This window comes from Cytophaga hutchinsonii ATCC 33406, from assembly GCF_000014145.1.
Lineage (GTDB): Bacteria > Bacteroidota > Bacteroidia > Cytophagales > Cytophagaceae > Cytophaga > Cytophaga hutchinsonii.
Map to the genome: position 1 here is coordinate 2,283,656 of NC_008255.1, position 21,704 is coordinate 2,305,359.

The window sequence follows — 21,704 nt, forward strand, 5'->3', positions numbered from 1 at the left end:
GATTGATCACTCAAGTAAAGAATTTTAGCAGAATTTTCATAAGGAGGTTTTTAAAAACTGTCGCTTATACTGCGCTTATTTTACTCATACTTCTCACTATCATAGTAATAGGCTTCAGAACTATTTATGTACAGGAGAAGGTTGGGAAAATTGCGAGTAAAGAACTTTCTGAATTTCTTCAGTACAAAGTTAACATTGATCGGGTTGAAATCGATTGGTTTGATCACTTTATTATTTACGGGGTTACGCTGTACGATTACAAAGGCTCTCAAATGATCCATTTGGGCGAAGGTGTAGTAGATTATGAAATTTTTACACTGGAAAGAAAATGGACGTTCCGTATTGAAGATATTGTACTCAAAGATGGTGAAGTACACCTGATCAAATACAAAAACACCGACATTTTAAATATCAATGAATTTATTGATGCTGCGAGCAAGCTTGGTAATGACATGGATACCACTGCTGCCCGGGAAGCTTTTACGCTTGATGACATCAAACTGGTGAACATGCGTTTTGCGTATGATGATATGCGCAGCGGCAACATATCGGGTTTTGATCACAACCACTTTTCATTTGACAGCATTTACGGCATCACAGAAGATCTGTATGCGTTTGCAGACACTTTCCGCATCAATATAAAAGACCTAACAACTATTGAAGGTCATACACGGCTCCGTGTACACAAGCTGTCAGGTATATATACCTTGTGTGAGCATTATATGGATCTGGAAAACATGTATGCAAAGATCGGAAATACCTTCCTGCAGAATTACATGAAGATCAGTTATGGCACCATCACCGATCTGGCAGATTTTAATACAGAGGCATATATCAATGCAACCTTAGACAGTTCATATGTTGATCTGCAAGACATTGCCTTCTTTGCCCCGGAATTGAAAAAGTACCCGTACCGGATCGGTATCAGTGCAGTGGCTTCGGGCAAGGTGAGTAAATTCACGATCAATAAACTGCGCGCATACACAGGCAAAAGTTATGTTAAAGGTTCACTGCATATGGATGGCTTGCCCAGCTTTATGTCTACCTACATTGATGCAACCTTCAATGATGCATACATCAGCCAAGCTGATCTGGGACCGTTTTTTGATACCGAAGTACGGGAAACGATCCAGACCTTTAGTTATTTTAAAGGGCTGCTTAGTTTTAATGGATTCCCGAAAGACTTTGTGGCAAATGCTGCGCTGAATACGGCGATGGGTTATTTTAAAACAGATATGAAATTCAATCTGAAAGATAACCTGAAAGCAGACAGCTACTATTCCGGGAAACTTATAACCAAGCAGTTTAACCTGGGCAAGCTGATCAAAAACGAGCAGTTAGGTTTCATTAATATGGACGGAAGTGTTGAAGGTGTTGGTTTTGATATCGACGAATTACGGATGAAAATGCTTGCCACTATCTACTCCATTGATTTTAATAACTACACCTATAAGAATATCCACACCAATGCACTGCTGCAAAAATCGTTATTCAACGGACATGCAGATATTGTAGATTCAAATCTTGTAATGAGTGTTGATGGTATGCTTGATTATCGGGAGGAAGAAGAAATTCTGCAGGTAAATGTTGTGTGCGAAAAAGCACAATTAAAGAAGCTGAATCTAAATATTACTGACACGGATTTATTGGTCAAAACAAAACTAAACCTGAACTTCAGAGGAACGGAAATAGACGATGCGTATGGAAACGGTTACCTGGCCGACACTTACCTTCTATACAATGGAAATAAAGAAATTTATATTGATACGCTGCATCTCATTTCGAACATTATAGATGATACCACCAGGAATATTGAAATTGCTTCAGATATTATTACGGCTACTATAAAAGGGAATTTTAAACCTACAATCATTGCACATGATTTTACAGAATTTGTGCAGGAAGTAAATAATAGTATTGTGCATGACAGTTTGGATGTTCTTGAATATTATAAAAACAAAACCATACACCAGGAAACACCTTACCATGTTAATTACGATATTCAACTACATGATATTAATGCTTTTTTAAATATTTATACACCCGGTTTATATATCTCCGGTGAATCCAGTATCAAAGGTCGGTTCAACTCCGGCCGCACAAAAATATTACGTTCAAGGGCAGAAATTGATACCATTTATTACAAAGGATTTGAATTCAGAAAAAATAAAATCAATTTATTCTGTTCACAAAAAAGTGATACATCAGAAGTATTAGGAAATTTAACATTCACTTCGGAGAAACAGATCAATTCAGATTATATTGAAACAGAGAATTTCCTGCTTGAAACAGTATTAGCCGGCGAACAGGCAAACTTTTATATAGGAGCCAAACAATCTGCAACCAACAACAGTACACGTATTTCAGGCACCATAGATTTATATGACCCATACAATATCATTACATTTAACAACTCCATCTTAAGCATAAAAGATAACGTGTGGAAGTTTAAAGATGACAAGAAAATTTTTTTTAACGCGCATGAAATTAAATTCGATAGTGTTTCTTTATCCAATGCCCAGCAGGAAATTGTTATTATTGGTAAATTAGGTCAGGAATCTACACAGGGAACTGTACTGCTTGAAAATATACATATGGAAGATTTTTCACATTTTTTCACGCAGGTAAAACTGAAAGGTATTGCTAACGGTAATATCAATCTTGGTGAATCTGACGTAGACAGCAAACTGACTATTGACAATTTCAATATTGACACCTTGTACGTAGGCGATGTTAACGGGCTGGCAACATGGAATAATCAGCAAAAGCAAATGAATATGAATGTCAGCATTTTACGTAAAAGTGATAACATTTTTAACCTCAGCGGTTATTTTGCACCCGAAAGTACTTTAAGAAGCGAAGAACTAAACCTGGTTGCGCAATTTAAAGAAGCTGACATTTCTCCTTTAAACTCCATAGCAAAAGATGTATTCACAGCCATCAGAGGACTGGCTACGGGCTATGTAACCATTAAAGGAACGCTTTCAGAACCCTTGGTGGATGGTGAAATCGATGTAACCAACGGTCATTTTAAAATTCCTTTTACCGGAGCAAGCTACCATTTTACAGATAAAATTTATGTCAAAAATGACCGCATCGGATTTGAAAATGTTGAACTGAAAGATATTAATGAAAAGAGCTGCTATGTTACCGGCGGACTTAACCACAATCACTTCAAGGACTTTGTATTAGATTTCAGAGGTACTATCCCCCTTCAGGACGGCAATGGATTTCAAGTAATTAATCTGGCAGAAAATCAGGGTGACATCTTTTACGGAGATGCCTATGTTACGGGTAACTGGGAGATACTGGGTGCTTTAAATAAAATTAAAATTAAAGCGAATGCATTGTCTCAACCCAACACGAAAATATTTATTCCATTAGACACCTATGCCGGCGCTGAACACGAAAGTTATATACGCTTTGTTGATCCGGACCGCGACAAAACCAATATCAATCAGAAGAAAAAAATTGATCTATCCGGTATTGAAATGGAATTCAATTTAGACATCACGCCGGATGCTTACACAGAAATTATTTTTGATAAAAAAGCAGGTGACATTATTCGTGGAAACGGAAACGGACACATGCGTTTAACAATTGATACACGTGGTGATTTCAACATGTTTGGCAATTATGAGATTATACGCGGGAAGTACAATTTTACCCTGGCGGGAATTATTAATAAAGAATTTACCATTGATCCGGGAAGTACCATTAAATGGAACGGTGAACCGTATGAAGCCGAGCTGGATATCAAGACACGTTACCGTCTGTATACATCACTTAAGCCCACCATCACAGACCCTACGCTGGCTGAATCTCCCGATGCGCAACGTAAATATCCGGTGAATGTATTAATGGGCTTAAAAGGAAATCTACGTTCACCGGAAGTTATCTTAGGATTAAAAATTGAAAACAAATATCCGGGCCAGTTTGCAGGTTATGTAAACAGCTTTGAAACGTATGTTGCCGGTAATCCATCGGAGATGAACAAACAGGCATTCAGTTTAATTGTATTGCGTAAACTATCCCCTATCGGAAATGGTTTATCTGATGCAAGCGGTTCTTATGCGAACTTAAGCGAATTGTTGTCAAATCAGTTAAGCAGCTTTGTATCACAGATCGATGAAAACTTAGAAATTAACGTTGATCTTACCACGCTGGATAAAAACGGATTGAACACATTCAATATGCGCTTTGCCTATACCGCACTAGACGGTCGTTTGCGTATTTCACACCAAAGCGGTAATTACTCAAATACAGCAAGTGCAGCAACCAATATTGTAGGTGAATGGACCGTTGAATATGTATTAACGCCAAGCGGAAATTTAAAGGCAAAAGTATACAACAAAATAAATCAGAATGCCCTTATCACGTCTGCTAACACCACAACAACCATGGCTGCAGGCATGAGTATTCAGCATACACAGGGCTTTGACCGTATTGGCGAGATCTTTAAAAAGAATGCCAACAAGAAAAAGAAAAAACGTAAAGAGCCGAAACAAATGTGGGCTCCTTATAAAGATGAAGAAAATCAATAACAATTTTATACTGTAAATACGATATGACACATGAATGAAGTTGTAGTTTTTTGGTTTCGCAGAGATTTACGGTTAACAGATAATGCTGGATTATTTCAGGCTTTAACAAGCGGTTATGCCGTTTTACCTGTATTCATATTTGATATCAACATACTGAATGCACTGGAACATAAAAATGATGCGCGTGTTGAGTTTATTCACGATACCATTCAATCGCTTAAAAATGAGTTGCAGAAAATACATTCCGATATGGAAGTATATCACGCAACACCTGCAGAAGCGTTTGAACAGCTGGTAAAAAAATATACTGTTAAAGCCATTTATACCAATACGGATTATGAACCTGCGGCAATTAAGCGGGACAATGAAATAAGCGATTGGGCAGCGCAGCAGCAGATAGCTTTCAAATCATTTAAGGATCAGGTAATTTTTGAAAAGAATGAAATACTGACCGATACAGGTGCGCCTTACCGCGTATACACACCTTACAAAAATAAGTGGTTAAAGAAATTAACTGAAAATCCGGTTACGCACTCCCCTTCCGAAAAACATACCGATGCTTTTCTTCGTATGGAAGCCAAACCAATTGTGACTCTCAAACAACTTGGTTTCACACCTTCATCCATTCAGATACCGCCGTTAGAAACCCTGCGTAAGACCATTCAGGAATACGATAAAACCAGAGACTACCCGTACCTGGAACATGGCACCTCTTTATTGGGTATACACTTCAGGTTTGGGACCATCAGTATCCGGGAAAAAGTGGTTAAAGCATTGCCGTTGAATGCAACATGGCTGAGCGAATTGATCTGGCGCGAGTTCTTTATGCAGCTGCTGTTTCATTTCCCTCATGTAGTAACCGAATCGTTTCAGTCAAAATTCAACCGCTTGGAATGGCGTTACTCTCAAGCCGATTTTGAAAAATGGTGTACGGGCAAAACCGGATACCCACTGGTAGATGCAGGCATGCGGGAGTTGAATACTACCGGCCACATGCATAACCGCGTACGTATGGTTGTTGCCAGTTTTTTAACGAAACATTTGTTTATTGACTGGCGCTGGGGGGAAGCATATTTCGCACAAAAATTACTGGACTACGATCTGTCTGCAAATAACGGAAACTGGCAGTGGGCAGCCGGAACAGGCGCAGATGCGCAACCGTATTTCCGCATATTCAATCCGATTTCACAACAGGAGAAATTTGATCCCGATTTTATTTATATAAAAAAATGGGTGCCTGAGTTTGGAACTTCTTCGTATATTGAACCTATAATCGAACATAAAAAAGCAACAGAACGGGCAAAACTGCTTTTTTCTGTATTAAAAAATTAATTTATATGAAGTCTCTTGCAGCAAGTATACTTTTATTGTTATCTGCGTGGTATTTACAGGCACAAACCATTCATGTCATTCTGATTGATGGTACAACTGAAAAACCAATCCCTGCAGTAAAAATTAAATCTGCACACGACCACGATTTAATAACGTTTTCAAATGATACGGGATACTTTGCGTTCAATTTGAAACACGATGATACTATTTTACTTCAAAAGGACTACTACTATCCGATATACATGCGTTTAGGCGTACACCATTTTGACAGTACACACGTAATCCGCATACAGCTCTTCCCTTCTCAGACTATTTATAAAGTACCAAATAAATTCAGCACAAAGAATTTACAGGCGTTTGAATATCATTTCACGCACGATGAGATCGGCAACGACAGTAATGCAGAAATCACGTTGTTCCAAACAAAAGATGCCTTACAGGCACAACAGGTATGGACAGGTAAACCGCTTCGGATTGTTTCGATTGATGTGTTTCCGCATCCGTCAAAACCTAAAAATCATTACATACTCAGTCAGCCTGAATATTGAGATCCGTATGGTATTTACACGTAATCATATAAAAAAATCCCCGCACTGCTGCGGGGATTTTTTTATATGATTACTCTTTATGCAGGCCATGGATTAACGAATGCCGTAGCCATTTATTCTATAAGATAATCCAACAGCAAGCACATTTTTGAATTGTATCGCCGGTCCTACAGAGCCATTATCACGTGTTATATTTATATCATCGTCGTAAATAAGACTCGTTGTAAATGTTGTTGTTAAGAATTTATTAACTTTCAGGTATAAGAAGCAATCCCAGAACACATCCACATTTAAATTCTTGTAATTGTCAAATAAATACAGCTGCGTTGCAAATGTTACATTCTTCATGATATCAGCTTTGTATTTAAGCATGAATGAAACCCCATATTCTTTTCTTATTATTTTGCCTCTTTCAACACCATATGCACCGCTGTCTGAAAGTGTGCGGTCATTCACAATGGTATACTTAGCTGATACAGGTGAGAAAAGTATACTTGTACTTTTAAATGGCAGGTATTCAATACCCAATGATCCCGTAACATAAGCCGGTGCCAGGAAGTTTGATATCTTTACTGCTGAATCTTTTTTAACATCATCGTAATAGTTAAAGCCTTCAGCGAATTGGGATCTGAAATCAACTAGTGCTGCATAGCGTAATTTTTGTGTCTGCTCGTATGCAAATTTTGTTTGTACATAAATACGGTCATCACTTTTTCTAAATGGAGAGGAATTAGACCCCAGGCGTTGAAAACCATATGCGATGTCAATAAGGTTACTCCAGTGCACGCGTTCTTTGTGGTATTCATTTGTACCAAGAAATACACCGGTAAAAGACAGTGCATTTTGCCCACCGCCGGCCCAGTTATTTAAGCCTACATTTGTAAAGTTAATACCAAATGTTGCGGTAGTACGCCACAGCGTATCGACTCCGACAAGTACAGAGGTATTATTTGTGATTGTAGTATCCGCACCTGTAGGTTCTGTTTGTGCAAATCCTTGCTGAATGGATAATAAAATAACCAGGCAAACTAAATATTTTTTCATAGTGTAACGTGTAATTAAAAATTTATTTTTTCAACAAGTCTCTGATCTCTGTTAACAGTTGTTCTTCTTTTGTTGGTTCAGCAGGTACAGGCGCAGGTGCTGCCGCTTCTTCTTTCTTCTTCAGGTTATTCATTCCTTTTACCATTAAAAAAATCACAAATGCTAAAATGGTAAAGTCAATAACTGTTTGTATAAAATTACCATAAGCAAATACAGGGACACCGGCTTCTTTAGCTTTTGCCAGACTTTCGAAGGTCTGATTACCGAAAACAAAAAATTTATCTTTAAAACCTTTATCGCCCATGAAAATACTCACGATCGGCATAATCAGATCATCAACCATCGAAGATACAATTTTACCAAATGCTCCACCGATAATCACACCGACTGCCAGATCTACCACATTGCCCCGCATGGCGAAGGCTTTAAATTCACCAATAAAACTCATAAAATTCAACTTTAATTATATATACTTGATTACCAAAGTAAAATTAGACGAATATTTATAAAATAAAAACATGGTGAGCTCTAAAAGTTAGAATATTACTATTTAATAGCACTACCTTTACATTCATGAATAATGTATACAAACACATTATATGTCTGTTACTGATCTTATGCCTATTCAATTCATTACAGGCACAGGATTCCGTTATCTTTAAAAAACAACGGTTCATACCGATTGTAACCCTTGCCGGTGCTACCTATGTGGGCAGTATGTATGGTTTATATCAGTCGTGGTATAAAGATTATCCTTCCGAACATTTTCATTTTTTCAATGACAACAGCGAGTGGATGCAGATGGATAAAGCAGGTCATTATTTTACCTCCTTTCAATTAAGCCGCATACCTGCAGATGTACTATCCTGGACAGGAACGAAAAGAAAACGTGCAATCTGGTATGGAACAGCAACAGGTTTTGTATTTCAATCTACCATTGAAGTATTTGATGGTTTCTCTTCTGAATGGGGGTTTTCATTGGGTGATATGACTGCCAATACATTGGGCTGTGCTACCCTATTGACGCAATATTTAGCATGGAATGAACTGCGTATTATCCCAAAGTTCTCTTACCATCATACATCCTATTCTTCAGTAAGTCCCGATCTGCTGGGCGATACACCGATACAGCAGTTATTAAAAGATTATAACGGACAAACCTATTGGCTTTCTTTTAATATCCGCAAGTTAACGCAGCAGGATTTCTTCTGGCCGAAATGGCTTTGTGCATCTGTTGGCTATGGCGCCGATGCTATGGTTCGCGGAAATATTTCAGAAAGCAATTCGGAAGGTTATTATCCATACCGGCAAGTGTATCTATCTCTTGATATAGACTTTCAAAGTATACGTACGCGTAGTAAATTCTTAAAGACAGTATTTTATACCGTCAATTTAATTAAAGTCCCTATGCCAACGCTTGAATTCAATAAGCATGGCCTTAACATGCATGGGTTATATTTCTAAGTTATACATATGAAAATTGGTGATAAAGTTCGGCTTGTACACGGCAAAGAATCCGGTATTATAACACGTGTGATTGATGCGCTGCAAATTGAAGTTGAAATTGAAGATGGTTTCCGGATACCCGTAGCTAAAAGAGAAGTAACCGTTATTTCTACGGAAGAAGGTTTGCTAACAGGCAGAACGTCTGCTCCGGAACCCGACCAGACGGCTGCTGTTAAAACACTGGACGGGAATATACAGATCGCTTTTCAGGCTTTTAATGACCGCACACACAGAGTGTTTCTGATCAATCAGCGCAACTGCCCGGTATTGTTCAGCTGTTTCAAAAAAACCAAACAACATACTTTGCTTATTCAATCCGGTAAATTAGAAAGCAATGGTATACTGAGCCTGGATGAATGGAACACGAGTGAATTTTCCAGCTGGCCAAATCTGCTTTTTCAATTTATCTATCTGTTGCCAAGCATTGAAAAAATGATCCAGCCCTACTCTGCTGAAGTTATTGTTAAGGCTGAAAAATTTTATAAAAACAAAAAACATCATCCTTTATTAAAAGGTGAAGCTAATACCTGGGCAATCGACAGCGATCTGAAACTGGATTCAAAGGAAATAGAAACGTTGACTTCCGTATTGAATAATCCTTCAACAGCAGCCGGCCTGCTGGCTTTTGATGAACCGGAAGCTGAAGTTGACCTGCATATTGAAAAGCTGGATGCGGAGTGGGAATCACTGACACCGATGCAGATCATGCACATACAAACCAGTACGTTTGAAAAGAAACTGGACCAGGCCATTGCCTGCGGTATGGATGAAATTACGTTTATTCATGGCGTTGGCAACAATGTTTTGAAAAACGAACTGCATAAACGCTTAAGCAAAAACAAACGTATTGACTTTTTCAAAGATGCGAAGAAAGAACGTTTTGGCTATGGGGCAACGTTGGTAAAACTGAAGTAAGCGGAACGCTTAAAGCTTAAGGCGAAAAGCTTTTTGTTACTTAATTTATACATTAAAAATAATCACCACGTATTAACTTCTGCAGACGCAAAAGCTTTAAGCATTAAGCCTTTCGCCTTAGGCGTTATTTATGTATCTTTGAAAGCAATACAAGCTATCTTATCGCCGTTGGCCGCAAGGCTGAAGGAGGAAAGTCCGGGCAACACAGAGCATCTTACTACCTAACGGGTAGGCTGTTGTTTAGAAATGAACAATGGACAGACAGGGCCGCAGAAAATAACCACCATGCCTCGGTGTGGAAAGGGTGAAAAAGTGAGGTAAGAGCTCACTCGTGGCGCGGCGACGCGCCATTGGGGTAAACCTTAGGAGTTGAAAGACCAAATAGGTTCCGATTATGGTGCTGCTCGTACCACATGGCGCCCAGGCGTCATTAACCGGAATGGGTAGGTCGTTTGAGCCTTGCAGTGATGTAAGGACTAGATAAATGATAAGAGTCACGCCTTTGGCGTGAAACAGAACCCGGCTTACAGGCTTGTATTGCTTTTTTTAAAGTTTTAAGTAAAATGTTTTATGTTTTAAGACGGGAAACATTTTCACTCTTAAAACTTCTAACTTAAAACCTATAACATTCATTATGCCTAAAATTTTAATCATCGACGACGAACGCAGTATCCGCAGTACGTTAACAGAAATTCTTGAGTACGAAAAATACACGGTTGAAGAAGCCAAAGATGGTGAAGAAGGATTAAAAATGATTTTAGAAAACGATTATGATGTCGTTTTATGTGATATAAAAATGCCGAAAATGGATGGCATGGAAGTTCTTGAAAAAGTATATACTTCCGGTAAAGACATCCCTTTCATTATGATCTCCGCACACGGCTCTATTGAAACAGCCATTGATGCTACACGAAAAGGCGCGTATGATTTTATTACCAAACCACCAGATCTGAACCGTTTGCTGGTTAGCGTGCGCAACGCTATGGACCGTTCTAATTTAGTAACGGAAACAAAAACACTTAAAAAGAAAGTTAATAAATCGTACCAGATCATCGGCAAATCCAAAGAGATCGAACACATCTTTAAAACGATTGAAAAGGTTGCCCCTACAGACGCACGTGTAATGATTACCGGACCAAACGGTGCAGGTAAAGAACTTGTAGCGCGTGCCATACATACACAGAGCAAACGTGCCAACGAATTGCTTATTGAGGTTAACTGTGCAGCCATTCCCTCTGAATTAATTGAAAGTGAATTGTTCGGTCACGAAAAAGGTTCGTTCACATCGGCGATCAAACAACGGATCGGTAAGTTTGAACAGGCAAGCGGCGGTACGCTGTTCCTGGATGAAATCGGCGACATGAGCCTTTCCGCACAGGCTAAAGTATTACGTGCCTTGCAGGAAAATACCATCACACGGGTAGGCGGAGAAAAAGAAATTAAAGTAGATGTGCGTATCCTTGCGGCTACCAATAAAAACCTTCAGAAAGAAATAGCTGAAGGACGTTTCAGAGAAGATTTGTTTCACCGCATCAATGTTATTCCTATTGAAGTTCCCGCATTAAAAGATCGTGCAGATGATATTCCATTATTGATCGAACATTTTTTAGCCATTGTAGCAGATGATTATGGAACAACGCCTAAGAAAATTGATGCAAAAGCCGTTGCTGAATTAAAAAGCCTCCCATGGACTGGAAATATCCGGGAATTGAAAAATGTAGTTGAACGTCTGGTAATTATGAGTGATAAAACAATTACACTCGAAGATGTTAAGACCTATGTAAAATAGAAAAAGGTTCTGAGCAATTACTCAGAACCTTTTTTATATCTTTTAAGATTTAATCAATTAAAACTTAAGAATGCTTAACAGCAGCTTGTGTATCTTTAGTATAAGTAGGACAAGTTCTGTGAGGAGCACATGATGCAACTAACAATGTTGCTGCTGCAAATACGATGAATACAATTTTTGCTTTCATTCTGTTAATTCTTTTTAGTGTTGAACGTATACAAATATATAAAACTAGACTATGAAAAAAAATTTCTTTGGAATGTTTTATCGACAATATTGAAAAAACATAACCATTGATATCTAACCGTATACAATATTTTAGATTTCTGATATTGAACGTATAGTATCAGAACAATTTGAAAATCAGAATATTACATCAGATCAATGAAGCCATTCTTTTTACATCCAGTCAAGACGTTTTTACATCAATAAAAAGTCTTGTCTGCAATTGTTAAATCGATCCTATTCAATGATCTGATTTAAATAACAATCAAAAATAGAACTATTTGAACTAAAAACCGCCCCGAAAATAAACCGGGACGGTTTAACCAACAAATCCATAAAGTAATTAATGTTCTAAAAAATCGATCAAATAAGCTCTGTAATCATAAAATTCCGGATGTTCGATCAGTGTTCTTCTATTCCGTGGCCGTTCCATTCCCACGCCCATTATATCTCCTACTTTTGCGAAGGGTCCGCTGGTCATCATCACCACCCTATCGGATAACAGAATAGCCTCATCTACGTCGTGTGTAATCATGATTGCCGTAATCTTTTCTTTCGTCCATACATCTACAAGTACATCCTGCAGCTCCCCTCTTGTTAACGAATCGAGCATACCAAAGGGTTCATCCAGCAACAGCATCTTTGGTTTTAAAGCAAATGCACGGGCAATACCCACACGCTGCTTCATACCTTGTGAAAGCTCACTGGCTTTTTTATTAAACGAATCTTCCAAACCGACTTTCGCTAAATAATATTTTGCAATATCTGTTCTTTCGCTTTTTGAGATATGCGAAAAAACCTGGTTCACACCTAACATAACATTTTCTAAAGCAGTCATCCACGGCATCAGACTTGGTGATTGAAAGATCACTCCTCTATCCGGCCCCGCTTCGGTGATCTTTCTGCCATTCAGAATAATGTTGCCTTCTGTAAGTTCATTTAAACCAGCAATCATAGAAAGAATGGTAGACTTTCCACAGCCGGAATGACCAATGATGGAAATAAATTCTTCTTTCTTAACCTGAAGATTAAAATCCTGCAATACGGTAAAATCTCCTTTAGGTGTGGGATATACTTTTTTCAGGTGTTGAATATCCAGCATTACATCTGCAGGATTAATGGGTTCAACATGTGTATTTATTTCAGGTACTGCTGTCACGGGCTTTATGGGTAGGTGTATATGTATAGATTCTGTCATAAATCATTCAGGTTAAGCAAACATTCCGTTGAAAGGTATTTTATCAGCTCACCAATCTTCTTAATGAATAGGGAACTCCTGTAGGCCCCAACAAGTCTAAAGGCTGCGCTTCGGGTAAGATGTATGTCCTGGCGCCTGAACCCTTTTTAGCTTCAGCACCAACATTCATTAAATAGGTATTTACGGTATTTCGCAGTGCTTTAAATACAGCATTGTGATTCAGTGCTTTTTTATCACGCGGCCGTTCCAGCTCTACCGAAAAGATTGGCCCCAGTGTGGCATTCGGCCCGGGCTTTAACGGAATGATGCGATCAGCCAGGTATATTCCTTCATCGACATCATTTGTGATCAGTAAAACTGTTTTTTTATCCTGTTCCCAGATACGGCTGATCTCATCCTGAAGCGAACCTCTGGTTAAGGCATCCAGCGCGCTAAGCGGTTCATCCAGTAACAATATCCTGGGATCCATTGCCAACGCACGTGCAACTGAAACACGCTGGCGCATACCGCCGGAAAGTTCTGAAGGTGTTTTATTCAGCGCAGGCAGTAAATTTACCATAGCAACATATTTTTTAACATATGCATTTTTTTCTTTTGCAGACATAAGCGGAAAAACAGAATCAACAGCCAGCAATATATTGCCCCGCACAGAAAGCCAGGGCAGCAACGAATAATTTTGAAAGACCATTCCTCTATCCGGCCCCGGCCCTGTTATCTTCACTCCGTTTAATAACACTTCTCCTTCATCCGGTTCAATCAAGCCAGCAATCAGGCTGATCAATGTTGTTTTTCCGCTGCCTGTAAAACCAACAACTGCAATAAATTCGCCTTCTTCAATGGTAAGATTTATATTTTTTAATACTTCTGTACGATTACTGCCTGTACCATACCCTTTGCTTACGTTTCTTAATTCCAATAATGCCATAGATATATCTGTTTATCTGTTTCTTCAACTGCTTTATAGACTCTATATTTTTTTATGCACCGATCAGAACGTTAATAATTTCTGTAGCGTCATCATGATTTTATCCAGTAAAAAGCCAATGCCGCCAATCACAAACATGGCTACCAGAATTTTTGCATTTGAATCGTTCGCCCCGTTCTGAAACTGTTCCCATACAAATGAGCCAAGGCCGGGACTTTGCGCCAACAGTTCAATAGCGATCAACACCATCCATGAAACAGAAACAGTAATACGGATACCTGTGAATATTAATGGGAAAGACGAAGGCAACACAATCTTATAAATATTCTTCCATACATTTAAGCGAAGTACTTTAGAAACATTTATGTAATCTTTATCTACCGATGCCACCCCCATACTCGTATTTACAAGTGTAGCCCACATTCCGCATAAGCCGACACTTATAAAAGAAATAAGAAACGACTTATCCATGGTTGAATCTGTCAGTAATGTTTTAATAACCATTGAAACCAATAACAGCCACACGACCGGCGATACGGGCTTTAAAATCTGGATAAGCCAATTGATTGAAGTTCTCAGTGTTTCACTTAAACCCAATAAAATACCAATCGGAATAGCAATGAACATCGATAACAATACACCTGCAAACACCGTCTTTAAACTTGTGCCTATCTGATCTACGAAGGAAGGCCTACCGGTATAACGTATCTCACTTTGCCCTGCTTTTGCACGCATGGCATTTACCTTTGCCGTTTTATCGGTAAATGATTTTTTATCCTGTGCAATCATTCTGTGATCGGCCAATAAAGATAAGCAGGCTGCATACACCTGACTTGGTGAAGGCAGTGAGTTTGGCTTGCATTCTTTTTCTCCGGAATCTATGCATTTCCGCATTTGAACGGCAGCATCTTTTCCCTGCTCAGTCAAGACTTTCTGCACCTTACGATCTGCTTCTATGCTGTATAACTTATGCGCTCCGGCTTCCCACAATACTATAAATGCTAAAACAGAAGCCAGCGGCAAAAACAAATTCTTTCCTACTTCTGTTAAATTTTTAAGCGGTTCCTCTCCGCTTAACAATCGGATAACCGGCTCTAAAAAGCCAAGGCCGATCCAGTTCATGGATGTAATCAGTTTGGTTTTCATAATGTTTTGTTGACAGTTGACAGTGGACAGGACACAGAGGTTGCCAGGCATGCAGGCATTGGCCCTATAGGATGGAAGCCTCTGCCAGTGCTATTTTTTTACTGTTCACTGACCACTATAGACTTTTTACTTATTCCCTATTTTAAATTTTTTCAGATATTCATTTGGTTTTGTACCATCATACTCTGTACCATCAATAAAATCAGCTGTGGCAGGCTTGTAGCCAGTATTTGAAGGAAGATCACTTTCTTTCAATACACCTTCCTGAACCAATAGTTTTGCTGCAGACATCCATACATCCGGCCTGTATACCTTTCTTGCTGTTGCATCATACCAGGCATCCGGCTTAGATTCCGTGATCTGTCCCCAACGTCTCATCTGCGTCAAGTACCAAACAGCATCTGAATAGAATGGATACGTTGCATTGTATTTGAAGAACACATTAAAATCTGCTGCTTCTCTTTTATCACCTTTTTCAAATTCAAATGTGCCTGTCATGGAGTTTGCAATCACAATAGAATCAGCACCCACGTAAGCAGGTTTGGAAAGAATACCAACAGCCTTTGCTCTGTTTGCCGGATCATCCAGCCATTTACCTGCTTTGATCAATGCTTTGGTAATAGCAATGGCAGTGTTGGGATTTTCTTCTACAAACTTTTTTGTCATACCAAATACTTTCTCGGGATTATTTTTCCAGATTTCAATATCTGTTATTACAGGCACACCCACTTGTTTGAATACAGCCTGCTGATTCCAGGGCTCGCCTACGCAGTATCCAAAAATTGTTCCTGCTTCCATAGTAGCCGTCATTTGCGGAGGAGGCGTTACAGACAACATCACTTCAGCGCCTACCTGTCCTTCTACATTTTCTGCTGTATACATCCCCGGATTCAAACCGCCGGCTGCCAGCCAATATCTGATTTCATAATTATGCGTTGAAACCGGAAACGTAATGGCCATCTTAAATGGTTTGTTTTGTTTTTTATACGAATCAACCACAGGCTTTAAGGCATCTGCTTTAATCGGGTGTACCGGTTTACCGTGTGCATCTTTGGGAATGTTTGGTTTCATCATTGCCCACACATCGTTTGATACAGTAATTGCATTACCATTCAGATCCATTGAAAACGGCGTTACCAATTCCGCCTGGCGGCCAAATCCGGAGCTTGCTGCAATAGGCTGACCAGCCAGCATGTGCGAGCCATCCAGTTCTCCGTCAATCACCCGATCTAACACATTTTTCCAGTTAGATTGTGCTTCAAGCGTTACAAATAATCCTTCCTCTTCAAAGAAACCCATTTCTTTTGCAATAGCTAAAGGAGCCATATCTGTAAGTTTTATAAAGCCGATTTTCAACTGCGGCTTTTCAATAGCAAGTGCTGTTGCAGCAGATGTATCGCCCGTTGTTTGATCAGCCGTTTCACTGCCTCCGCAGCTGTTTAAGGCGGCTACAAGCAATCCGAATGCAGCGGCTTTTATAACATAGTTTATTTTTTTCATAACACGTTTGTTCGTTTTTTTAGTAATTGAGTAGTTAAGGTAACCTTATGAAGCATCAGCTTACTATAAGAATTTAGGTGTAAAATTGATCATGATCCATGCCCAGCCTTGATAGAACGTAGTGTTATCAATGGTTTTGGACGTATCCGCCGGATCAGCCGTTAGCTTTCCTTTGATCGCCGACATGCTTTCTGTATGAAACATCTGCGAGTAACCAACAGACAAGCCTACATTTTCAATCAACTGTTTGCTCCAGATCAGATCTATTTCCGTTCCTAAAAAACTGCTTAAATGTTTAGCTGCATCGGCTGGGTTAACAACATCTGTAGGAGACATAAAAAAATGCAGATCTGCAGCAAGCTTCGATTTGCCCACCGGAACAATTGTTTTTGCATATAGATCAAGCAAACCGCCGCTCAGGCCATTTACACCGCCATTATGGCCATTACCTACATAGAAATAATCCATGTGTCCGTAAAACTTATGGTGCGTTCCATGCAGGGGATTAAACCCTTCGATCTTATCTGTTGTTTTTTTATCGTCGCCGGATAGCAAGTCAAAACCGATTGTGGGTTTGAATGCTGAACCTTCATAGGTAGCTTCCAGATGCGCGAGAAAACCACTTATGCCAATACTGTCTCTTGTTTTACCTGCCTGATAATAACCGGCAGCATGTATTCTCACCTTACCCAGCTTCAGTGTTGGCGTAACACCAAATGTGTAAAGCGGAGAAACCATTGTTGGAGTTTCCTGGTATCCTTCCATCATAGAGATAAAAGAGATATCACCGCGTTTACCTTTTTTTAATTTTGTGTTGTACCACAGATATAAAGACGTTTTAGGCAAAGGCTGATTAAACGAGCCGGAAACACCACCATTATAGTTGTTCCCGCCTGTTCCGGTTTTTGAGTTTTGCAGTTTTGAAGGTTCTGCAATTGTTCCATCCTGATTAAACGAAATGATCGAATGAAATTCCCAGGTAGAATCGGAATGTTTATAGGCGTATTTAAGGGCATCAAAACTTCTTGCCTGTGCAGCCCAATCCAGGCTTCCCAATACACGCTGATCATCGTAATTCAATTCCTGACGACCGATAATGAATCTGCTTTTACCTAATGAATCTGTTTTATAAACGGCAAATGCTTCGTGTACTGAAAACAGATTATCTGATTTATTGATTGTTCCTACTTCTCCCCAGATGCGTACATCCTGAATAGAAAATTTAGTTTCAATTTTTGGCATTTTGTACGTAGCGATTAATCGCGTACGTTGTTCGGTAAAAGATGCTACTTCCTGGCCCTTTGTTGCAGGTGTTTTAAAACCGTCCCGCAATTCCGTTCGGGGTCTGTACTGCCCCGATAAAGAAAATTGGGCAAACGCTTTTTCACCTAATAAAACTCCCCCTAGTATTAAAACCGGCAGTATTCCTTTTTTCATATCCGTTTTGTTTATTTTCTTACTACGTACTTATTTAAGTATTTATACTTACAAAAATAAGTAACACAACAGTAATTAAACCAATGAATCGGACAGGTATGCACAACCTTTTATACCATAAAAAAACCTGCTAAAAAGCAGGTTTTAAAATAAAAAATCTGTAAATAAGATAGTTAAGACATCAACTTGCAATAAAATAATTGTGTTCCGAAATTTCTTTTTTAAGTTTGACAATTTCAGCGATACCAATTTTTTTACCTGAACTACGTATAACACCTTCCTTTTTCAACATGGAAAGAATACGGATAATCTGTTCTTCCGTAGTACCGGAAAAATCCGCAATTTCTTTTCTTGTTAATTGTAAATCAAGTAATTGATCACTTTGCCCAAACTTGCGGTGTATGTATAACAAGGTGTCTACTACCCGCTCTCTAACTGTCATTTGTGCAATTTTACGCACTTTTGTTTCACTAACATTTAACTCTTTTGCATAAAAAAGCATCATCTCATACGTCAGTGACGGCAACTCCTGCAGCAGTTCCAGCATCGTGCGGTTCGAAAAATTACACACGACCGTATCTTCGAGCGCTTCAGCCGAAATATGATACTGATCGCCAACAGCAAAACCTCTATGGCCAATAATCTCTCCTTCCTTGCACAGTCGTACAATCTGTTCCCGCCCGTTAATACCGGTCTGCATAACTTTTGATTTTCCCTTATAAATAAAAAATAATCCCTGCACAGGTGCGCCTTCAATAATAAATTGCTGACCTTTTTTACACATGAATGTAATTTTCTGATTTAAATATGCTTGCGCGGCAGGCATGGATACGATCTTTTTGATCAGACACAAATCATTGGAACAATTTGAACAGGTAGGAATTGTTTTGGCCATATGCGTATACGTGACAGAGTAAACACCTGATTATACAACAAGGTATAAAAAACAGTCTAAATTTAAGTATAAGTACTTAAATTATTTACGTATTTATACTTAAAAATTTCAATTTATACATACAACAGATTACATCCCCTGATATCGGATGCATCAATGCGGCCTAAAATTTCAAAACCATTCGCTGAAATTCGCCCTATATCCTGCGTTTCAATAAAACAGCAGGCATTAATATTAGCCAGATCAATGATGTTTATGCCTCCGCTGCCTCGTGTAATACGACCAAAAGGATCATTCACTTCTCTGAGAACGGGAATTAAACCTGTCGGAAATGCATACAATCCTTCACCAAAGGAATACGCCTGAGATAACAATTCTGTCATTCCGTATTCAGAATGAATGGCAGTTACTCCAAAACCTTTAGTAAGCTGCTCGTGCAACTCAGAACGGGTTAACTCTTTCCTACGGCCTTTCATTCCTCCAGTCTCTAAAAATATAACCGATGAAAAAGATTCTCGTTCCTGTTCGGCCCAATCCAGCAACGCATAGCTTACACCCCAAACGATGATCTTTTTATTTTCTGTATGAAGTTCCTTCAACACAGCTTTAATAGCAGCAATATTAAAGGCATAAAAACCGGATGCGGCATGCCCCGTAGCTTCGATGAAGTGTTTCATCATAAAGATCAGTGAAGAAGATGGATTTTCTTCATACGAAGGTAATACCGCCAGAATAATTGTATCTGTTAATGGTCCGTAATAATTTTCAAAGATCTGCTTGCTGCGGGCAGCATAAAATGCTGGATCAGCTACCGTATGGGTTGAACGGCTGGAAGAGGTTGTACCGCTGCTGGAAAAAGAAATTGCCTTTGAAAAATCAACATTGCCATCCTGTGTTTCAATTTGGTGTTTTTTGTAAAAAGCAATCGGCAGGAAAGGTATTTCACCAGCATTTTTAACAACAGCAGGAGATCTGTGTACCGAATCAGCAAACAATTTATAGATCGGATTATTGGTATATTGATACCTATATACTTCAATAATACTTTCTTCGTTTATTGACTGAGGCAATTCTAATAAAATACGCTTTATTTCTTTGTCAAATGACATTCTATATTGGTATATTGAGGTACAAATTAACAACAATGTTTTTAAAGAACACAGTTTATTTATCTTTCCTGGTATTAATTACCGTATGCATCTGTGCTTGTAAAAAAGCACCGAGCTATCCGCCGGAACCAAGCATCGATTTAAAAGAGATGAAAAAAATCAGTTATCCCTCTTTACAAATCGATTCACTTTTATTGTTTGTCAATTTCAAGGATGGTAATGGTGATCTTGGAAATGAAACGAAAAAAGACGTTGATTTTTTTGTAAAAGTTCTTCGTAAATCAAATGGTACGTTCTCAGAAATAACATTTGTGCCAAGCCTGAATGCTTCTCTGCCTCTGCTATCCCCTTATAATGCTACAGGTCCTATTGATGGCATAATTACCTATAAGATAGAATTCCGCAAAGTGCCAAATCCTGATTTACCCTACAGTGATGGAGACACCTTGAAATTTCAAGTCCGGTTAAAAGACAGGGCTAATAATTTCAGTAACTGGATCGAAACACCTGAATACATTGTGTGGAAAGACTTATAAAAATATCCGTATAAAAAGGAAGACCTGGTAATTAACTGCCAGGTCTTCTTTTTATATACAGGTATTGCGCAGAATATTGTTTATAAAATCTTTATATTCTGAATCGTATTTTTACAACAACGCCCGGCTATGTTTAACATCCTGCAAACGCGTAAACTCAATACCTTATAAACATTGGCTTTGTATGGCTTATTTATTGAATTGGTATTTTTTTCTGAAACAACTGGGCCAGAGCGACACGAATGCTTTCGCCTGGAAACGCGACATTCAGATTGAACAGATTCCTTTGGTATATCACCCTGTTACAAATTTTGAACTGACAAGAAATAATACCGTAATGTAAGTATATAGTGATCAGCAGACAGTTAATGTGATTTATGCTAATTACAATTGACTGACAACTGTCTGCTGATCATTTTTTAATTATTCTGTCTACTTTTTATCGGATTCAGTCGATTTTTTTGCACCTGTCGTCTACTATTTACAGACACCATCCTGCCCATATTTCTTTTTCAATGCATATTTTGTTTCTTGTATATGTTAAATCGCAGATCAACTATGACATACCTTTATTCTTTATTAATTTTTCTTTTCAGCTTTAATATAACAGACCAGGCTTCTGATGCTATTGAACAAATAACCATGGAACAGCTTCAGGCTAAAACTATACATCCTGAAAATGACACCCTGTATATTGTAAATTTTTGGGCAACGTGGTGCGGTCCTTGTGTAGCAGAGCTGCCTTATTTTGAATTAGCTGCAAAAGAAAATGCCGATCAAAAAGTTAAAATTTTACTTATCAGCCTTGATTTTATTTCTGAAAAAGCAAAAGTTGAAGCGTTTATAAAAAAGAAAAATATCCTGAATCAGGTGTATCTGTTTAATGCCGGTGATCCGAATAAATGGATCAATCAGATTGATACCAGCTGGGATGGAGCTATTCCTGCAACAGTATTTTACAAAGCGGGAAAAAAAGTTTTCTTTCATGAAGGCGATCTTACGCAAACCGAACTTAATGAAAAAATAAAAACGTTTAAAAATTAATTCATAATTCA

The 21,704-nt window shown here is 38.6% G+C and carries 18 protein-coding genes and 1 other RNA gene; 10 read left to right on the plus strand and 9 right to left on the minus strand.

All coding sequences use genetic code 11. The features are described 5' to 3' along the window. Positions 1 to 2 precede the first annotated feature (2 nt). Genes CHU_RS09575 through CHU_RS09585 form a run of 3 tightly spaced genes read left to right on the plus strand, consistent with a single transcriptional unit; the run spans position 3 to position 6,424 of the window. Positions 3 to 4,544, plus strand: a complete 4,542-nt coding sequence (locus CHU_RS09575; protein ID WP_011585340.1) for a translocation/assembly module TamB domain-containing protein — start codon at positions 3 to 5, stop codon at positions 4,542 to 4,544. Positions 4,545 to 4,574: 30 nt separating this feature from the next. Continuing rightward, on the plus strand, positions 4,575 to 5,876 hold the full coding sequence (locus CHU_RS09580; protein ID WP_011585341.1) for a cryptochrome/photolyase family protein: 1,302 nt from the start codon (positions 4,575 to 4,577) through the stop codon (positions 5,874 to 5,876). A gap of 5 nt (positions 5,877 to 5,881) precedes the next feature. Continuing rightward, complete coding sequence (locus tag CHU_RS09585; RefSeq protein WP_011585342.1) at positions 5,882 to 6,424, plus strand: hypothetical protein; 543 nt, start codon at positions 5,882 to 5,884, stop codon at positions 6,422 to 6,424. Positions 6,425 to 6,517: 93 nt separating this feature from the next. Here the strand turns inward: CHU_RS09585 and CHU_RS09590 are convergent, their stop codons facing one another. Together CHU_RS09590 and mscL are read right to left on the minus strand one after the other, a co-directional pair. Further along, positions 6,518 to 7,468, minus strand: a complete 951-nt coding sequence (locus tag CHU_RS09590; RefSeq protein WP_011585343.1) for a DUF3078 domain-containing protein — start codon at positions 7,466 to 7,468, stop codon at positions 6,518 to 6,520. Positions 7,469 to 7,490: 22 nt separating this feature from the next. After that, on the minus strand, positions 7,491 to 7,916 hold the full coding sequence (mscL, locus tag CHU_RS09595; RefSeq protein WP_011585344.1) for a large conductance mechanosensitive channel protein MscL: 426 nt from the start codon (positions 7,914 to 7,916) through the stop codon (positions 7,491 to 7,493). Positions 7,917 to 8,041: 125 nt separating this feature from the next. Here mscL and CHU_RS09600 point away from each other — a divergent pair, with 125 nt between their 5' ends. The 4 genes from CHU_RS09600 (at position 8,042) to CHU_RS09615 (ending at position 11,678) form a co-directional block, all read left to right on the plus strand. Further along, positions 8,042 to 8,932 carry a DUF2279 domain-containing protein gene (locus CHU_RS09600; protein WP_011585345.1) on the plus strand — a complete coding sequence of 297 codons (891 nt, stop codon included), beginning with the start codon at positions 8,042 to 8,044 and terminating at the stop codon, positions 8,930 to 8,932. Between the two features lie 9 nt (positions 8,933 to 8,941). After that, positions 8,942 to 9,889: a Smr/MutS family protein gene (locus tag CHU_RS09605; RefSeq protein ID WP_011585346.1), complete on the plus strand. Its 948-nt coding sequence runs from the start codon at positions 8,942 to 8,944 to the stop codon at positions 9,887 to 9,889. 146 nt (positions 9,890 to 10,035) lie between these two features. Further along, positions 10,036 to 10,432, plus strand: an RNA gene (gene rnpB, locus CHU_RS19060) — RNase P RNA component class A. A 91-nt stretch (positions 10,433 to 10,523) separates the two neighbouring features. After that, on the plus strand, positions 10,524 to 11,678 hold the full coding sequence (locus CHU_RS09615; protein ID WP_011585348.1) for a sigma-54-dependent transcriptional regulator: 1,155 nt from the start codon (positions 10,524 to 10,526) through the stop codon (positions 11,676 to 11,678). 568 nt (positions 11,679 to 12,246) lie between these two features. On the opposite strand, the gene CHU_RS09620 is transcribed toward CHU_RS09615, so the two are convergent. The 7 genes from CHU_RS09620 to CHU_RS09650 all read right to left on the minus strand — a co-directional run bounded on the left by CHU_RS09620 (position 12,247) and on the right by CHU_RS09650 (position 20,113). Then, positions 12,247 to 13,062 (minus strand): ABC transporter ATP-binding protein, encoded by an 816-nt coding sequence (locus CHU_RS09620; protein WP_238379250.1) that lies wholly within the window; start codon positions 13,060 to 13,062, stop codon positions 12,247 to 12,249. A gap of 82 nt (positions 13,063 to 13,144) precedes the next feature. Further along, positions 13,145 to 14,026, minus strand: coding sequence for an ABC transporter ATP-binding protein (locus CHU_RS09625; protein ID WP_011585350.1), 882 nt, complete (start codon positions 14,024 to 14,026; stop codon positions 13,145 to 13,147). A gap of 63 nt (positions 14,027 to 14,089) precedes the next feature. Then, the gene (locus CHU_RS09630; RefSeq protein WP_041932313.1) at positions 14,090 to 15,172 is read right to left on the minus strand and encodes an ABC transporter permease; all 1,083 of its coding nucleotides are present in this window, start codon (positions 15,170 to 15,172) and stop codon (positions 14,090 to 14,092) included. 126 nt (positions 15,173 to 15,298) lie between these two features. Next, complete coding sequence (locus CHU_RS09635) at positions 15,299 to 16,672, minus strand: CmpA/NrtA family ABC transporter substrate-binding protein (RefSeq protein WP_011585352.1); 1,374 nt, start codon at positions 16,670 to 16,672, stop codon at positions 15,299 to 15,301. Between the two features lie 63 nt (positions 16,673 to 16,735). Continuing rightward, positions 16,736 to 18,109 (minus strand): alginate export family protein, encoded by a 1,374-nt coding sequence (locus CHU_RS09640; RefSeq protein ID WP_011585353.1) that lies wholly within the window; start codon positions 18,107 to 18,109, stop codon positions 16,736 to 16,738. A gap of 181 nt (positions 18,110 to 18,290) precedes the next feature. Continuing rightward, positions 18,291 to 19,004 carry a Crp/Fnr family transcriptional regulator gene (locus CHU_RS09645; protein ID WP_011585354.1) on the minus strand — a complete coding sequence of 238 codons (714 nt, stop codon included), beginning with the start codon at positions 19,002 to 19,004 and terminating at the stop codon, positions 18,291 to 18,293. 113 nt (positions 19,005 to 19,117) lie between these two features. Then, a complete protein-coding gene (locus CHU_RS09650) occupies positions 19,118 to 20,113 on the minus strand; it encodes a hypothetical protein (RefSeq protein ID WP_049755520.1) in 996 nt (331 codons plus the stop codon). Between the two features lie 35 nt (positions 20,114 to 20,148). Between CHU_RS09650 and CHU_RS09655 the strand changes: the two genes are divergently transcribed. The 3 genes from CHU_RS09655 to CHU_RS09660 all read left to right on the plus strand — a co-directional run bounded on the left by CHU_RS09655 (position 20,149) and on the right by CHU_RS09660 (position 21,693). After that, entirely contained in the window at positions 20,149 to 20,649 is a 501-nt protein-coding gene (locus CHU_RS09655) for a hypothetical protein (protein WP_041932314.1), read from the plus strand. Between the two features lie 184 nt (positions 20,650 to 20,833). Continuing rightward, the gene (locus CHU_RS19560) at positions 20,834 to 20,992 is read left to right on the plus strand and encodes a hypothetical protein (RefSeq protein WP_177254153.1); all 159 of its coding nucleotides are present in this window, start codon (positions 20,834 to 20,836) and stop codon (positions 20,990 to 20,992) included. A 215-nt stretch (positions 20,993 to 21,207) separates the two neighbouring features. Continuing rightward, positions 21,208 to 21,693, plus strand: coding sequence for a TlpA disulfide reductase family protein (locus CHU_RS09660; RefSeq protein WP_041932315.1), 486 nt, complete (start codon positions 21,208 to 21,210; stop codon positions 21,691 to 21,693). Positions 21,694 to 21,704 lie beyond the last annotated feature (11 nt).

Bases quoted from the DNA above. Each gene is read 5' to 3' on its own strand.
- CHU_RS09580 (WP_011585341.1), top strand. From the start codon at position 4,575: ATGAATGAAGTTGTAGTTTTTTGGTTTCGCAGAGATTTACGGTTAACA.
- CHU_RS09585 (WP_011585342.1), top strand. From the start codon at position 5,882: ATGAAGTCTCTTGCAGCAAGTATACTTTTATTGTTATCTGCGTGGTAT.
- CHU_RS09590 (WP_011585343.1), bottom strand. From the start codon at position 7,468: ATGAAAAAATATTTAGTTTGCCTGGTTATTTTATTATCCATTCAGCAA.
- mscL (WP_011585344.1), bottom strand. From the start codon at position 7,916: ATGAGTTTTATTGGTGAATTTAAAGCCTTCGCCATGCGGGGCAATGTG.
- CHU_RS09600 (WP_011585345.1), top strand. From the start codon at position 8,042: ATGAATAATGTATACAAACACATTATATGTCTGTTACTGATCTTATGC.
- CHU_RS09605 (WP_011585346.1), top strand. From the start codon at position 8,942: ATGAAAATTGGTGATAAAGTTCGGCTTGTACACGGCAAAGAATCCGGT.
- CHU_RS09615 (WP_011585348.1), top strand. From the start codon at position 10,524: ATGCCTAAAATTTTAATCATCGACGACGAACGCAGTATCCGCAGTACG.
- CHU_RS09625 (WP_011585350.1), bottom strand. From the start codon at position 14,026: ATGGCATTATTGGAATTAAGAAACGTAAGCAAAGGGTATGGTACAGGC.
- CHU_RS09630 (WP_041932313.1), bottom strand. From the start codon at position 15,172: ATGAAAACCAAACTGATTACATCCATGAACTGGATCGGCCTTGGCTTT.
- CHU_RS09635 (WP_011585352.1), bottom strand. From the start codon at position 16,672: ATGAAAAAAATAAACTATGTTATAAAAGCCGCTGCATTCGGATTGCTT.
- CHU_RS09640 (WP_011585353.1), bottom strand. From the start codon at position 18,109: ATGAAAAAAGGAATACTGCCGGTTTTAATACTAGGGGGAGTTTTATTA.
- CHU_RS09645 (WP_011585354.1), bottom strand. From the start codon at position 19,004: ATGGCCAAAACAATTCCTACCTGTTCAAATTGTTCCAATGATTTGTGT.
- CHU_RS09650 (WP_049755520.1), bottom strand. From the start codon at position 20,113: ATGTCATTTGACAAAGAAATAAAGCGTATTTTATTAGAATTGCCTCAG.
- CHU_RS09655 (WP_041932314.1), top strand. From the start codon at position 20,149: ATGTTTTTAAAGAACACAGTTTATTTATCTTTCCTGGTATTAATTACC.
- CHU_RS19560 (WP_177254153.1), top strand. From the start codon at position 20,834: ATGGCTTATTTATTGAATTGGTATTTTTTTCTGAAACAACTGGGCCAG.
- CHU_RS09660 (WP_041932315.1), top strand. From the start codon at position 21,208: ATGACATACCTTTATTCTTTATTAATTTTTCTTTTCAGCTTTAATATA.